This window comes from Stenotrophomonas sp. CCNWLW162 (assembly GCF_037203745.1).
In the GTDB taxonomy this organism is placed as follows: Bacteria; Pseudomonadota; Gammaproteobacteria; order Xanthomonadales; family Xanthomonadaceae; genus Stenotrophomonas; species Stenotrophomonas maltophilia_AQ.
The window spans coordinates 390,516-402,398 of sequence record NZ_JBBCBL010000004.1 but is presented as its reverse complement, the minus strand read 5'-3'; the positions used below and the strand labels follow the sequence as shown (position 1 = coordinate 402,398).

The following is an 11,883-nucleotide window of genomic DNA, read 5'->3' as shown; positions in this document are numbered from 1 at the left end:
CATGCTAGACTCCCGGCGGGGAACCACCTTCATCTCAACCCACACTCATCCGTGGATGGTCTAGACATGCGAGAAACTTCAGGGGGCGCGGTCTTCGCCCGGCACGCGCGCAGCGCGGCAATGCTGGCCGTGGCCATGATGCTGGTGGCACCGGCGGCGATGGCTGCACGAGGCGACCGCGAAGCTGCCGCAGAGCCGGCCGCGCGCACTGCACCGGTGGTACGCAACACCGTTGACGAACTCAAGCAGCTGATGGATGCGCGCCAGCTGACCGAGCTGCGCACCACCTACAACGGCAACTATGGCGCCAGCCTGCTGTTCAACGCCAACACCCTGACCTACTACGTCGCCCTGTTCCAGGAAAAGAATTTCTGGCGGGTGATCAAGACCGACGCCGTCGACAACGCCGAGCGTGTTTACCGAACCTTCGCGCAGCAGTCCGAGCAGCTGGCACAGGTCTATATCGACACTACCCGCCTGGAAGCCGGCAAGCGCTATACCGAGCGCCTGGTGGCCTACAACGAGGAACGCCTGCGCACCCTGCAGCAGGAAATGGAGCAGCAGCAGGCCCAGTCGGCCCAGGTCAGCGCGGCCCTGCAGCAGGCCCAGCAGCAGGCGGTCAGCCTGAGTACCGATGTGCAGAGCACCAACAGCCAGCTGGATGCACTGCAGCGCCGCATCCAGATCCTGCAGGCCGAACAGGGCAACCCGGAACTGAGCCTGCCCAAGCCGGACAGCGTGTCCTCGCCGGCACCGGCGGCCAGCGACGGACGCTGAGGTCAGACACCTGGCATTTGCTGACAACGGCGCCTTCGGGCGCCGTTGTCGTTTCTGGCACTCCTGGATTCAACGACACGCGTCATGCACCGCGTCATCCAGCTGCCGCCGCTGTACGAAGTCCAGGCGCTCGGCCTTGGCCAGCGCCTTTCCGCGTTGTTGCCGCGCGCGCTCACAGGCTGTGGGATCGGTGCTGATGGGTATCAGCGCGGCGTGCGCCCGGCCCGACCGCACGCTGCGTGGTCGGGCCGGGACTGCACTGGCCGCCTTGGCTGCCTTCGGCAACGGACCACGCGACAGCGACGCCTCTGCCGGCACCTCCCATCGCCATTCCGCACGCCCCTGGCACGGCGTCTGCTGGTAGACCGGATGCGGTCCATCCACGCACTTGTAGACATTGGTCTGCGCATGCACCACTGCGGCCAACAGCAGGCACAACAGGGGGCTGCATCGCACTCTCGGCATCGCGGGCTCCTCGACCAGGCTGCGGCCATCGTCGACATGCCGACCACGTTGCGCCAGAGCGATATGCGTCAGAGCCGGGCAATCCAGCACAGCCGTGCAAGCCGCCCAGCGTGCGCTGCGCTGTTCTGCCGAAGGCACAGGCACAACTGCCGCTGCCTTCCCTCCCTTCCGCCAAGGAACCTGCAATGAGCAACTACGTCACCGTCGCCGATGGCACCCGTATCTTCTACAAGGACTGGGGCAGCGGCCAGCCGCTCGTGTTCGCCCACGGCTGGCCGCTAATGATGTCCCGCGGCGGCACCCCACGGCGCCGCCGCTCCTGCGGTAGTGCCGGCCGCTGGCCGGCAACCTCAACAGCAAATGCAAAAACGGGCTTTCCGTGAGATGGCGGGGCGGTGTCGGACTGCGGGGACGCCACAAGTACGTCCTTTAAGGCTTAGCAGCCGCATGCTCGTGTGCGCTGTCCTGCGCACTCGGCAAGACCGGGGTTGGGCGTCCTGCCCAACCCGCCCGAGGCATGCCTCGGGCCCATGCGGCTGACACCCCGCACTCCGACACCGCCCCACCTCTGACAGATTCCGGTGGCTGTTGGTAGGTGTCGACCTTGGTCGACACGGTAGATCCACGCCATGCATGGATGAAGCTCAATCAGATCGGAATCCAACATCGGGAAGTTCAACTGATGAACAGGCGTCCGCGCTTTCAGCTATAGAGCCTCGGCGAGGAACGCCAGCACTGCCGGTCCAACCTCACGGTCCGCGCGGGCATGACCTACGGACGTGCCCCCCACTTCAATGAACGGGCCTACATCATGCCGATGGGTGGTCGGCTGCAGGAGCGCTGTGATCAGATGCCCTGCATCTGAGTAGTACAGGAACCGGTCGCGGTCACCACGCCCTGCCGCTGCAAGCCGACGCTGCGCAACGGCCAGCATCACGCCTGAGTCACCCAGCCGATCTCCACCACCTCCGATCCACAACGTTCGTGCGGCAATGTTCTCGATGGGCAGCATCGCGGCACGCAATGCCGGTTCCCAGTACGGTCCCGGCCTGCCCCAGTCAACCTCCTCGCGATACGGCAGCCACGGCAGGGGTTCGCCCTGCCAGCTCAACGGCGAGCGGTCCACCGCGCGGAAGTCGGCCGGGGCCACGTCACGGGCGATGCCACGAAACGGGGCTGGACTGCCTACCCAGGACACGGCGACGCGGAGCTCAGGCAGATGCACCGCCGTGGCCATGGTCACGATGCCACCCCAGGATCCCCCCATCAGCCCTACCCGCTGTGGATCCACCCGGGGATGGCGCTGCAGCCAGTGCACTGCGTCGCGCACGGTTTCCAACGGAACCTCGATCAGGTCCTTGGGCACGCCCGGCCCGCGATACCACGCCACCGACAACGCGATGTAGCCGTTGCTCGCCAGCCACGCGGCATAGAGGTCGCCACCATCGAACCCGCCTTCAGCTCCCCCCAGTGCTACCAACGCAGGTGCCATTGCGTCGCTTTTCAGATCCGCTGGCAAGTACAGGTGAGCTTCGCGTCCGTCGATCTCAACCCGCTGCACCCGTACCCCAGGCAGCATCAGATGGCGCTTCAAGGTCCGCCGTGCGACCACCGATCCTGCACGCTCCACCTCCAGCTCGAAGGCCTGTGACTGGAACCCCAAGCCGTCATCGGCGCGCTGCCACTGCACGGGAAGTGCGCTGGCTCTCCCCTCCTGTGGTTGCATCGACCAGATCAGACCGCTGGCGTCGATTCCCCGATAGCTGCCCTGTTCCGAGCCGCTGCGTGCGGTGTCGACCGTTCCCTGAAGGTCCGCGCGCAGTGCAGCCTGTGACTGCCAGCGCTGGCCCCGGCCATCCTGCATCGACAACCTCAGCTGGACTACTTCGGCCGCCGCCAGTCCCTCGACCGTAATGGCTGGAACGCGATCAGCGCGCCCCAGATGGTCATCGACATTGACCCTCACACCGGCCAACGCAGGCAGCGCCAGCACGCCCAGCAACATCCCCAAGCCCCAACGCATCCGTATGCTCCGTCTCGATCTGGAAAGCGGTAGGGTGCATGGGTCGCTACGCGTGGATTGCGTGCTTGGGCGAAGATGGCACCACCCGTGCCGCTACTGGCACCAGCTGTGTGTCAGGTACGTGCAGCCAGCGCCGCCTCCAGCGCCGGCCTGTGGCTGCGGCTGACTGGCAGCTGCACGCTGTCGGCCAGTTCAAGCAGCGCATCGCCGTTGTGCCGCTCGATCAGTGATCGCACCCGCAGCGGGTTGACCAGCGCCGAGCGGTGCACGCGCAACAGTCCTCCATCTGCCAGCCGTTCGGCCAGAAGCCCCAGCGGCTCACGCAGCAGATGCAGCTGGCGTCCCACATGTATGCAGGCGTAGTGGCCCGCCATGTCGATGTAGTCGATCTCCGCCAGCGGTACATACTGGACACCACCGCTACCAGGCACTGCCAGTGTCTGCGCACGGTCCTCCGTACGCGGTGCCAGGCCTGCCAAGCGGCGCACGCGCTCGATCGCTTCCAGCAGGCGCGGCGCCGCCACTGGTTTGAGCAGATAGTCGGCCACGCCCAGCTCAAAGGCACGCAGAGCGTGCTGCGGCAGCGCGGTCACGAAGATGGTGTGCGCGGCCAGCGACGACTGCTTCTCGGGAAGCTCCCAACCGCGGCCGTCGGGCAGGACCAGATCCAGCAGCAACAGATCGAAACGGCGTCCTCGCATCAGATCGCGCGCCTGCGAGAGAGTGGCGGCTTCCGCGTCTACCCTGACCTGCGGAATGTCCGCCAGCAGATGGCGCAGGCGGGCACGTGCCAGTGCTACATCGTCCACCAGCAGCACGCTCAAAGGACGCGTCACGCGACCTCCGGCAGGATCAGCCGCGCACGATAGCCATCACCCTCGCTTCCGGCCTGCAACCTGCCGCCCTTCATCGCCAACCGCCGCTGAGTCGCAGCGTGGCCGGTGCCGAGGCCATCGCTCGTGCGTGGACGCAGGCAGGGGTTGAACAGCACGACGTCAAGCATGCCGTCTTCCACACCGGCGCGCAGTTCGATCCGCAATGGCCCATCATCCGGCTGCCAGCCACTGTGCAACACCGCGTTCTCGATCAACGGCTGCAGCAACAGGCCAGGGACCGTACAGGCCAATGCATCCGCGCTGGCCTGCAGATGCAGATGCACCTCCTGATCGTGCAGCAGCGACTGCAACGCGACATAGTCCTGTGCTGCGCCCAGTTCATCGGCAAAGCAGCGCTGCGATGGGCATTGCAGGGTATCGCGCAGCAGCGAGGACAGCTGCGCCAGTGCCGCGTCCGCTGCACGTGGACGTTGCAGCGCCAAGCCGCCGATGGCGTTGAGCGCATTGAACAGGAAGTGGTGCTGCAGATGCTGGCGCAGGGCTGTTTCACGAGCCTGCTGCAGCACCTCCGACTGCGCCCTCAACCGCTGCAGTCCGGCCAGGCCATGGCCCACGCCCGCCACCGCAATGAAGGTCGGCAACGCAAACAGCGCGGTGATACCAATCGCACGCAGCACCTGCGGCAGTGCTGGCCAGGGTTGCCCCTGCCAGAGCTGCAGCAGCATATGGCCCAGGGTCCATCCCAATGCCGTCAACAGCGGAGTCAGCAGCAGGCACAGCGCCAACCATCCGCCCAGATGCCGGCGTCCAGACAGTGGCCAGCGCCGGCACGCAGCCCACAACAATGGCGTCGCCAGCATCCAGGGCAGCTCTGCGCCAAGGATGAACAATGCTGCCGGCAGCAGACCACCCGGTTCTTGGCTCAGGTGCACGGCCGGCACAGCGGTGGCGATCAACAACCCCCACAGGGCCAGCATCACCCAGTGTGGGGGTGGCAGCGGAAGCGGCGCCTCATGGGCTGGCAGCAGCAAGGCAGGCGAAACAAGCATGCACGGATTCGAACGGGAAACGGACACCATGCTAGGTCCCCGCACCGAATCATTCCCGTGCCGGAAGCAAGGGGCTATCCGCCGCCATGGATCCGCGCCGTGCCTGGATTCCGTTCGACGCTGGGGTCAGAGCCCTTCCCGGTCGGAAGGGTTCTGACCCCGCCGATCATTGCGCCTTTGCGGCCTCGGCATTCCACGCTGCGACCTTGGCCTTGGTATCGGCCAGCATCCTGTCCAGCGCTGCACGGTCATACACGGTGCCACGCAGGATCACGCTGTCGATTTTCTCGGTCGCCGCAATGTCCTGCAGCGGATTGGCGGTCAGCAGCACCAGATCGGCAGCCTTGCCCTGCGCAACACCACCGTAGCGGTCCATCTGGCCGAACCAGGCCGGGCCGGAACGGGTCGCGGCAGACAGCGCCTGCGGAGCACTCAGGCCTTCCTTCACGAACAGCTGCAGCTCCTGGTGCAGGGCGATGCCCGGGAAGTTGAACGAATTGAGGAAGCCTGCGTCCGTGCCGGCGATGATCGTCACGCCGGCCTCCTGCAGCATCGGCAGCACTGCGGCCACCTGGTGGTACTGCGCGTGGCGCGCTTCGATCTGCGCCGGCGTGGCCTTCGCCGCGCGGTCCACGCGCCACTGGTAGGTCGCACGCAGGCCCGGGCCGATGTAGGCCAGGTACGGATCGTTGGCGTGGTCATCCTGGTCAAGGAAATCGAGGATGCGGCCACCGTTGAGGGTCGGGGTCACGAACACGCCACGCCTGGCGAAATCGCGGTAGGCGTGCATCGCGGTATCACGGTCGAAGCTCGCATCGAGGCGACGATTGGCTTCGGCACGGTCGATGCGGCCGGCACCGAAGTCGGCGGCAATCTGCGCCTCGTCCTTGCTGCCGGCCTTGAATGCATAGTCCAGATGCTCGATCGAGGCGAGGCCGGCATCGACCGCCTGTTCCACGGTCAGCGCCATCGGAATGTGGCCCGAGGCCTTGAAGCCGGCCTTGCGCGCAGCACTGGCCGAGTACAGGAACAGTTCCGGCTTCAGCGTGCTGTCGGTGATCTTCACGAAATCAACCTTGTCGTGCTGCAGGCGGCTGATCGCCTTGTCGGCGTCGGCCTCGCTGCCCACTTCGATCGTGCCCTTCCAGACCGGCTTGATGCCTTCAATCTTCGCGCCCGAACTGAGCAGACGCGGACCGAACAGCGTGCCCTTGGCGATCTCGCCGCGCCACTGCAGCACCTGCTCGGGCAGATCGCCGGAACAGTCGCGCACGGTGGTGATGCCGTGCGCGATATACAGCGGCAGCAGCGCCTTGTTCTCTTCGATCAGCGCCGGGCCACCACCGAAATGCACATGCATGTCCCACAGGCCCGGGATAAGGTACTTGCCCTTGGCATCGATCTGGCGGGCCGCGCTCCACTGGCTGCGCATCGTGGCGTCCGGGCCGACTGCGACGATGTCATCGCCACGGATCACTACGCTCTGCCCGGCCAGGGTGCTGGCGTTCTCGACATCGACCACGGTGGCATTGCGGATCAGCAGGTCGGCGCGCTCGGCAGCAGACGCCGACAGAGGTGCTGCCGCAAGGAGGATGGCAAGCGATAACGGACGGGAACGGAACATGGACAGCATCCTGGTGGGCACGCGCAGCGTGCGGAGTGGAAGGGAACGGTCTTCAGCGTGCCGCGCCATGCTGGCGCAGCTGGGTCTCGATTTCGGTGTAGCCGCGCTTGCGCGCGTGCGCCAGCGGCGTCACACCGTCGCCGTCAGCCAGCTCGGGGTCGGCGCCGGCATCCAGCAACAGCTGCACGATCTGCACGTGGCGCGCGCCACCGTCGCCTAGCAGGATCGCTTCCAGCAGCGCGGTCCAGTGCAGGCGGTTGACATGATCCACCGCAACACCGGCGCGCAGCAGCGTGCGCACCGTTGCCACGTGGCCGCGCTCGGCGGCAGGAATCAGTGCGGTGCCGCCATAGCGGTTGGTGCTGCCCAGATCGGCGCCATGCGCCAGGGTCATCGCCAGGATCTCATCCAGTCCACGCGCGCCGGCGTACAGGTAGGCGCTGTCCTGCATGGCGTCCTTGGCATTGACGTCGGCGCCGGCTTCGATCAGTTCACGCGCGGCGTCTACATTGTTGCCATGCGTGGCAAGCAGCAGCGGGGTACGGCCCTGGTCATCACGCGCCTCCAGATCGGCGCCGTCTTCCAGCGCCCCACGCACTGCCTCGGCATCACCGCGGGCGGCGGCATCGCGCAGGCGGGCATCGGCCGAGCCCACGGTGGCAGAACAGGCTGGAATGACCATCGCCAGCAGGCACAGCAGCAACAGGCGACCCACCGGAGCAGGCCAGCGATGGCAACGATGGATTCGCATCTTCGGTTCTCCTGTGCGGCGAGCCCAGCGGGCGATGCCGGTACAACCGGGGCGCGGTGCTTGCTGCCCCCTCCCCTGCATGGTAGAAGTCGCCACGTGCATCCAGAAGTGAAATGTTCAAATGCAAGACAGTGCCAAATCGAATAGAACGCTGTTCGAACTGGACCTGCTGCGGGCGCTGGTGATGGTGGCCGACTGCGGCAGCTTTACCACGGCGGCCACACGCCTGCATTCGACGCAGTCCACGGTCAGCCAGAAGGTGCGCCGGCTGGAGGAACTGGCCGGGCATCGCCTGCTCGAACGTGGCCACCGCGACGTGCACCCCACCGACGCCGGTCACACCCTGCTTGGCTACGCGCGGCGCATGCTCGACCTGAACGAAGAAATGGCACAGGCGCTGGCCGGCGCTACCGTGGAAACCGCGGTGCGCATCGGTGTCCCCGAGGACTTCGTCAACGCACAGACCACGCGCATGCTGGCCGCCTTCAGCCGCCGCCACCCACAGGTGAAACTGGAGATCAGCAGCGGCCTCAGCCGCGACCTGGCCCACGGCTTCGACCACGGCGAACTGGACCTGGTGCTGGTCAAGCAACGCCGCAACACCCGCCAGGCAGTGCACTGCCGACGCGAGCCGATGCACTGGATCGACAGCCTGCGCAGCAGCTGCCTGCTGCAGGACCCACTGCCGCTGGTGACCTTCCCGCCGCGCGGGCTGTACCGCGACGAGATGATCCACGCCGTGGAGGCGCTGGGCCTGCGCTGGCGCATCGCCTTCACCAGTTCCTCGCTCAGCGGCATCCAGGGTGCGGTGGCCGACGGCATCGGCATCAGCCTGCTGCCACGCCGCGCGGTCACCCGCGATCACCGCATCATCGATGGCGAACGCGAGCTGCCGGTAATCGACAATTACGAGATCGGCCTGCTGCATCGTGCCGACGCAGATGATGCTGTGCGCGCGCTGGCCAGCGAACTGTGGCGGCAGGTGCAACGCGAACCGGATTGATCACCGCACCTGAGGTAGTGCCGGCCGCTGGCCGGCAACCTCGACAGCCACATTGTCCGGCGTGGATCTCGCGCATTGATCATCGAAATCTGATCAATTCCAGCGCTCAAAGGCAATTGGCCTCCCGTTACAGTACCGCTGTTTCCGTGCCCCACGGCGCTCTGCCATGTCCCACGAAATCCCCACCCGCTTCGATCCCCTGCCCGCTGCACTGCAGACGCATCTGCAGCACCAGCGCTCGCTGATCGCCGCGCGCGTGGCCGCCGGCTTTCCCACCCTGCCGGTGCAATGGCCGCTGCCGGCCGCCACGCTGCAGCGCGTGGTCGATGCCGAGCTGATCGACCGTGATGACTGCGATGGCTGGGAAGCGCTGGGCGTGGCGTTCGGTGACACCCTGGCACAGCGCGTGCCGGGCCTGGCCTGGATGCAGGTCACCGATGCGTGGGGCATCGACGCGGTGCTGCGCTATGCCGACAGCAGCCTGCAGATCGGCGCCAGCACGCTGCTGCTCAAGCGCGTCGAGCAGGGCGAGATCATCGACATCGCCCATCTGCTGGTGTGGCTTGAGGAATTCGTCGCCACCCGCGCCGACGATTACGTCTGAAAAACTGCCGAGCATGGCTCGGCGCTACAAGGGTTCGCGCGGCGTGGATCTACAGCCAGCGGCCGTCGACCACCACGCGGCGCTCCACCGGCACCCCGGCCACGGCGGCCGGGCCGTGGTCGGCACGCACCGCCACGAAAGTGGCCGGATGCCCTTCCGCAAGACCGTACTGCGGCAGCCCGATCACCTGCGCGGCCTGGCTGGTGACCATGTCCAGCGCCAGCATCAGGTCGGCATCGGTATGGAAGCCGGAGCGATAGCCCAGCAGCATCGCGCGTTGCAGCAGGTCGCCATTGCCATACGGCCACCAGCAGTCACGAATGTTGTCGTTGCCGGCGAACACGCGCACGCCGGCGTCATGCAGCGCGCGCAGCGGCGGGAACGGATGATCACCCGGCGCGTTGCTCATGATCGCTACGCCGGCCGTGGCCAATGCTTCGCCCACCTGCAGCGCGCGCGCCAGCGGCACTTCACCCAGCGAATAGGCATGGCTGACCGCAACACGCCCCTGCAGGCCAGCGGCCCGGGTCCGCGCAGCGATGCGCAGCAGCTGAGCCAGGCCGGTTTCGCCGGGCTCATGCAGATGGATGTCCAGTTGCACGCCGTAGCGCTCGGCCAGGCCGAACAGCAGCGCCAGCTGGCCTTCGGCATCGCCATCGAGTGTGGTCGGATCGATGCCGCCCAGCACGTCCACACCCGCTGCAAGGGCCTGCTCAAGCACCGCTGCGGTACCAGCGCAGGACATCACGCCCGCCTGTGGGAACGCCACCAGCTGGATGCACATGATGTCGGCGCAGCGCAGCGCGGCCTCTCGCACCGCTTCCAGGTGGCCCAGGCCGGTGCTGCCATCGATATCGACATGACAGCGCATCGCCACTGTGCCGAAGCCGCTGCACTGGCGGATCAGCGCCTCCGCGCGATCGACCATCGGCGCCGCACCTGCCACTGCCGCCTTTTCCACCGCCAGCCGCTCACGCAGGCTGTTCACCGGCTGATGCGGGTGCCAACGGTCGCCGACGAAGCTTTTGTCCAGGTGGATGTGGCCGTCGACCAGCCCGGGCAGCACCGCGAAGCCCTTCAGATCGACGCATTCCGCCCCATCGTCGGGCCTGGCATCGCCATTGAGCCCGCTGATACGGCCATCACGGATATGGAAGTGCAGCGATGCACCGTTGCGGTCGACGCCGCCGTGGATGAACTGCAGGGTCATCGGGAACTCCCGGAAAGGCAAGACTGGCGCCATCGTGCGCCTCGACACAGCCATCGGCCAACGAAATATCTGGATGGCACGCATTCACCAGAACGATGATTCCCCCTGCGACAACGGGTCGCAGCCACGCCGTGCACACCCCTGAACGGGTAACATGGGCGCCTGTTTCCGCTGTGATGCCGCATGGGCCCGTCCGACCGCCACGATCGTCTCCGCCGCTGGCAGGCCGCGTCCCTGCTTGCCGCCGCCCCGATCGCCAGCCTGTCCGCCACCGATGCTGCGGCCGCCGCGCCGTTGCATTCGCCGCCGGGCCAGCAGCGGATCGCCCCGGCTGCACTGGTCGAGCGCCTGCACCAGCGCGTGCTGTCCGGGCAGAGCGCCACCGCCACGCTGGAACACTGGTGCGCCGAACATGGGCTGGCCGAACAAGCCCGGGTCCGCGCGGCGCGCGTGCACGGCCAGGACAAGCCTGCCCCCGCAGACGTGCTGCAGGCGCTGGGCGTGAAGCCGGGTACCGACCTGCGCTATCGCCGCGTGCAGCTGGTCTGCGGCAGCCGCGTGCTGTCCGAGGCCGACAACTGGTATCTACCGGAGCATCTCAGCCCGGCCATGAACCAGGTGCTGGACAGCACCGACGAACCGTTCGGTCGCGTGGTCGGCCCGCTCGGCTTCCAGCGCCAGACCCTGGCTGACCAGACTTTCTGGCCGCCGCGGGGCGAAGGCGATCACGGCGTGATCCTGGAAGTGCGTGCCCTGCTGCGCGACCGCCAGCAGCAGCCTTTCAGCTACGTCATCGAGTCGTACCTGCAGCAGGCGCTTCCGTAACGCGCCGTGGCGCCGGGCATCCGCCGGCGCTACGGGCCCGTGATGCCGTTGGCGGCCGGATCCACCGAGAACACGAAGCGCCCACCACGCTGCTCCCTGCCCCGTGTCATCGGCGCCGTGGTCAGACTGTAGACCGGGGCCGCCTTGTCCATGCCGATCGCCTCGGACCAGGCACTGAAATCCTCATCGGTACGGCTTCGGATCTCGCCGACACACAGGCTGTAGCCACAGGCGAACGACACCAGCGAACCGTCGCTGCCGATGAGCCGGGTCGCGGCCGTCCTGTAGAGCCGGGTCAGGTCCTGCACTTCCGGGTGGCCGGCGGCATCCCGCTCGAACTGGCTGATCGCCTGCGCGAAAGCCTTGTCGGAACCCAGCAGCGCCTCGCTCTTCTGCACGGACACGGCCCCCTCGCTCAGCAGCATGCGCTCGCCCTCGAGGAAGTGCCACTCCGGTTGCGCGAGCCCAGGGGCAGCCGTCGTGGCACTCGATGCCGTTGCCGCGCGCCATGGCCCAGCATGCTCCGCTGGTTGCGCGTGAGACTGCGCAGGCGCGGCATTGGCCACCTCCGCGGCTTCCTCCACGCTGGACGCCTGCCTGCCACTGCAACCCGCAATAGCCACCACTGCAATCACGCTCCACACCCTGACATCCATGCGCATCGCCCTCCATGTAGCGCCACAGCATGCCACGCGCGCAGCGGCAACACGGGTGCA

The 11,883-nt window shown here is 66.9% G+C and carries 12 protein-coding genes and 1 pseudogene; 5 read left to right on the top strand and 8 right to left on the bottom strand.

Annotated elements, in window-relative coordinates; translation table 11 throughout:
• Positions 1–66: 66 nt before the first annotated feature.
• Positions 67–777 carry a DUF2968 domain-containing protein gene (locus V9K93_RS14035; RefSeq protein WP_136638092.1) on the top strand — a complete coding sequence of 237 codons (711 nt, stop codon included), beginning with the start codon at positions 67–69 and terminating at the stop codon, positions 775–777.
• A gap of 69 nt (positions 778–846) precedes the next feature.
• On the opposite strand, the gene V9K93_RS14030 is transcribed toward V9K93_RS14035, so the two are convergent.
• Positions 847–1,242 (bottom strand): hypothetical protein, encoded by a 396-nt coding sequence (locus tag V9K93_RS14030; protein ID WP_337302736.1) that lies wholly within the window; start codon positions 1,240–1,242, stop codon positions 847–849.
• Between the two features lie 185 nt (positions 1,243–1,427).
• On the opposite strand from V9K93_RS14030, the pseudogene V9K93_RS14025 reads away from it, so the two are divergent.
• Positions 1,428–1,523: pseudogene (locus V9K93_RS14025) on the top strand (alpha/beta fold hydrolase); the annotation flags it as partial.
• Positions 1,524–1,948: 425 nt separating this feature from the next.
• Here V9K93_RS14025 and V9K93_RS14020 read toward each other — a convergent pair.
• The 5 genes from V9K93_RS14020 to V9K93_RS14000 all read right to left on the bottom strand — a co-directional run bounded on the left by V9K93_RS14020 (position 1,949) and on the right by V9K93_RS14000 (position 7,525).
• A complete protein-coding gene (locus V9K93_RS14020) occupies positions 1,949–3,265 on the bottom strand; it encodes an acyl-CoA thioesterase/bile acid-CoA:amino acid N-acyltransferase family protein (protein ID WP_337302735.1) in 1,317 nt (438 codons plus the stop codon).
• 113 nt (positions 3,266–3,378) lie between these two features.
• Complete coding sequence (locus V9K93_RS14015; RefSeq protein ID WP_295376353.1) at positions 3,379–4,101, bottom strand: LytR/AlgR family response regulator transcription factor; 723 nt, start codon at positions 4,099–4,101, stop codon at positions 3,379–3,381.
• A complete protein-coding gene (locus V9K93_RS14010) occupies positions 4,098–5,150 on the bottom strand; it encodes a sensor histidine kinase (protein WP_248298414.1) in 1,053 nt (350 codons plus the stop codon). Before V9K93_RS14010 ends, V9K93_RS14015 begins: the two co-directional genes overlap by 4 nt.
• 166 nt (positions 5,151–5,316) lie before the next feature.
• Positions 5,317–6,774, bottom strand: a complete 1,458-nt coding sequence (locus tag V9K93_RS14005) for an amidohydrolase family protein (RefSeq protein ID WP_136638097.1) — start codon at positions 6,772–6,774, stop codon at positions 5,317–5,319.
• Positions 6,775–6,826: 52 nt separating this feature from the next.
• The gene (locus V9K93_RS14000; RefSeq protein WP_136638098.1) at positions 6,827–7,525 is read right to left on the bottom strand and encodes an ankyrin repeat domain-containing protein; all 699 of its coding nucleotides are present in this window, start codon (positions 7,523–7,525) and stop codon (positions 6,827–6,829) included.
• A 121-nt stretch (positions 7,526–7,646) separates the two neighbouring features.
• Here V9K93_RS14000 and V9K93_RS13995 point away from each other — a divergent pair, with 121 nt between their 5' ends.
• Together V9K93_RS13995 and V9K93_RS13990 are read left to right on the top strand one after the other, a co-directional pair.
• Complete coding sequence (locus tag V9K93_RS13995) at positions 7,647–8,528, top strand: LysR substrate-binding domain-containing protein (protein WP_100434859.1); 882 nt, start codon at positions 7,647–7,649, stop codon at positions 8,526–8,528.
• A gap of 166 nt (positions 8,529–8,694) precedes the next feature.
• Positions 8,695–9,132 (top strand): DUF3806 domain-containing protein, encoded by a 438-nt coding sequence (locus V9K93_RS13990; RefSeq protein WP_337302734.1) that lies wholly within the window; start codon positions 8,695–8,697, stop codon positions 9,130–9,132.
• A 49-nt stretch (positions 9,133–9,181) separates the two neighbouring features.
• Here V9K93_RS13990 and V9K93_RS13985 read toward each other — a convergent pair whose 3' ends face one another.
• Positions 9,182–10,342, bottom strand: a complete 1,161-nt coding sequence (locus V9K93_RS13985; RefSeq protein ID WP_136638101.1) for an amidohydrolase family protein — start codon at positions 10,340–10,342, stop codon at positions 9,182–9,184.
• Between the two features lie 183 nt (positions 10,343–10,525).
• Between V9K93_RS13985 and V9K93_RS13980 the strand changes: the two genes are divergently transcribed.
• Entirely contained in the window at positions 10,526–11,167 is a 642-nt protein-coding gene (locus V9K93_RS13980; RefSeq protein WP_136638102.1) for a hypothetical protein, read from the top strand.
• Between the two features lie 29 nt (positions 11,168–11,196).
• Here the strand turns inward: V9K93_RS13980 and V9K93_RS13975 are convergent, their stop codons facing one another.
• Complete coding sequence (locus V9K93_RS13975; RefSeq protein WP_337302733.1) at positions 11,197–11,823, bottom strand: hypothetical protein; 627 nt, start codon at positions 11,821–11,823, stop codon at positions 11,197–11,199.
• Between the last annotated feature and the right edge of the window lie 60 nt (positions 11,824–11,883).

Coding starts and splice junctions, on each gene's coding strand:
- V9K93_RS13990 (WP_337302734.1), top strand. CDS start 8,695: ATGTCCCACGAAATCCCCACCCGCTTCGATCCCCTGCCCGCTGCACTG.
- V9K93_RS14000 (WP_136638098.1), bottom strand. CDS start 7,525: ATGCGAATCCATCGTTGCCATCGCTGGCCTGCTCCGGTGGGTCGCCTG.
- V9K93_RS13980 (WP_136638102.1), top strand. CDS start 10,526: ATGGGCCCGTCCGACCGCCACGATCGTCTCCGCCGCTGGCAGGCCGCG.
- V9K93_RS13985 (WP_136638101.1), bottom strand. CDS start 10,342: ATGACCCTGCAGTTCATCCACGGCGGCGTCGACCGCAACGGTGCATCG.
- V9K93_RS14005 (WP_136638097.1), bottom strand. CDS start 6,774: ATGTTCCGTTCCCGTCCGTTATCGCTTGCCATCCTCCTTGCGGCAGCA.
- V9K93_RS14020 (WP_337302735.1), bottom strand. CDS start 3,265: ATGCGTTGGGGCTTGGGGATGTTGCTGGGCGTGCTGGCGCTGCCTGCG.
- V9K93_RS14035 (WP_136638092.1), top strand. CDS start 67: ATGCGAGAAACTTCAGGGGGCGCGGTCTTCGCCCGGCACGCGCGCAGC.
- V9K93_RS14010 (WP_248298414.1), bottom strand. CDS start 5,150: ATGCTTGTTTCGCCTGCCTTGCTGCTGCCAGCCCATGAGGCGCCGCTT.
- V9K93_RS13975 (WP_337302733.1), bottom strand. CDS start 11,823: ATGGATGTCAGGGTGTGGAGCGTGATTGCAGTGGTGGCTATTGCGGGT.
- V9K93_RS14030 (WP_337302736.1), bottom strand. CDS start 1,242: ATGCCGAGAGTGCGATGCAGCCCCCTGTTGTGCCTGCTGTTGGCCGCA.
- V9K93_RS13995 (WP_100434859.1), top strand. CDS start 7,647: ATGCAAGACAGTGCCAAATCGAATAGAACGCTGTTCGAACTGGACCTG.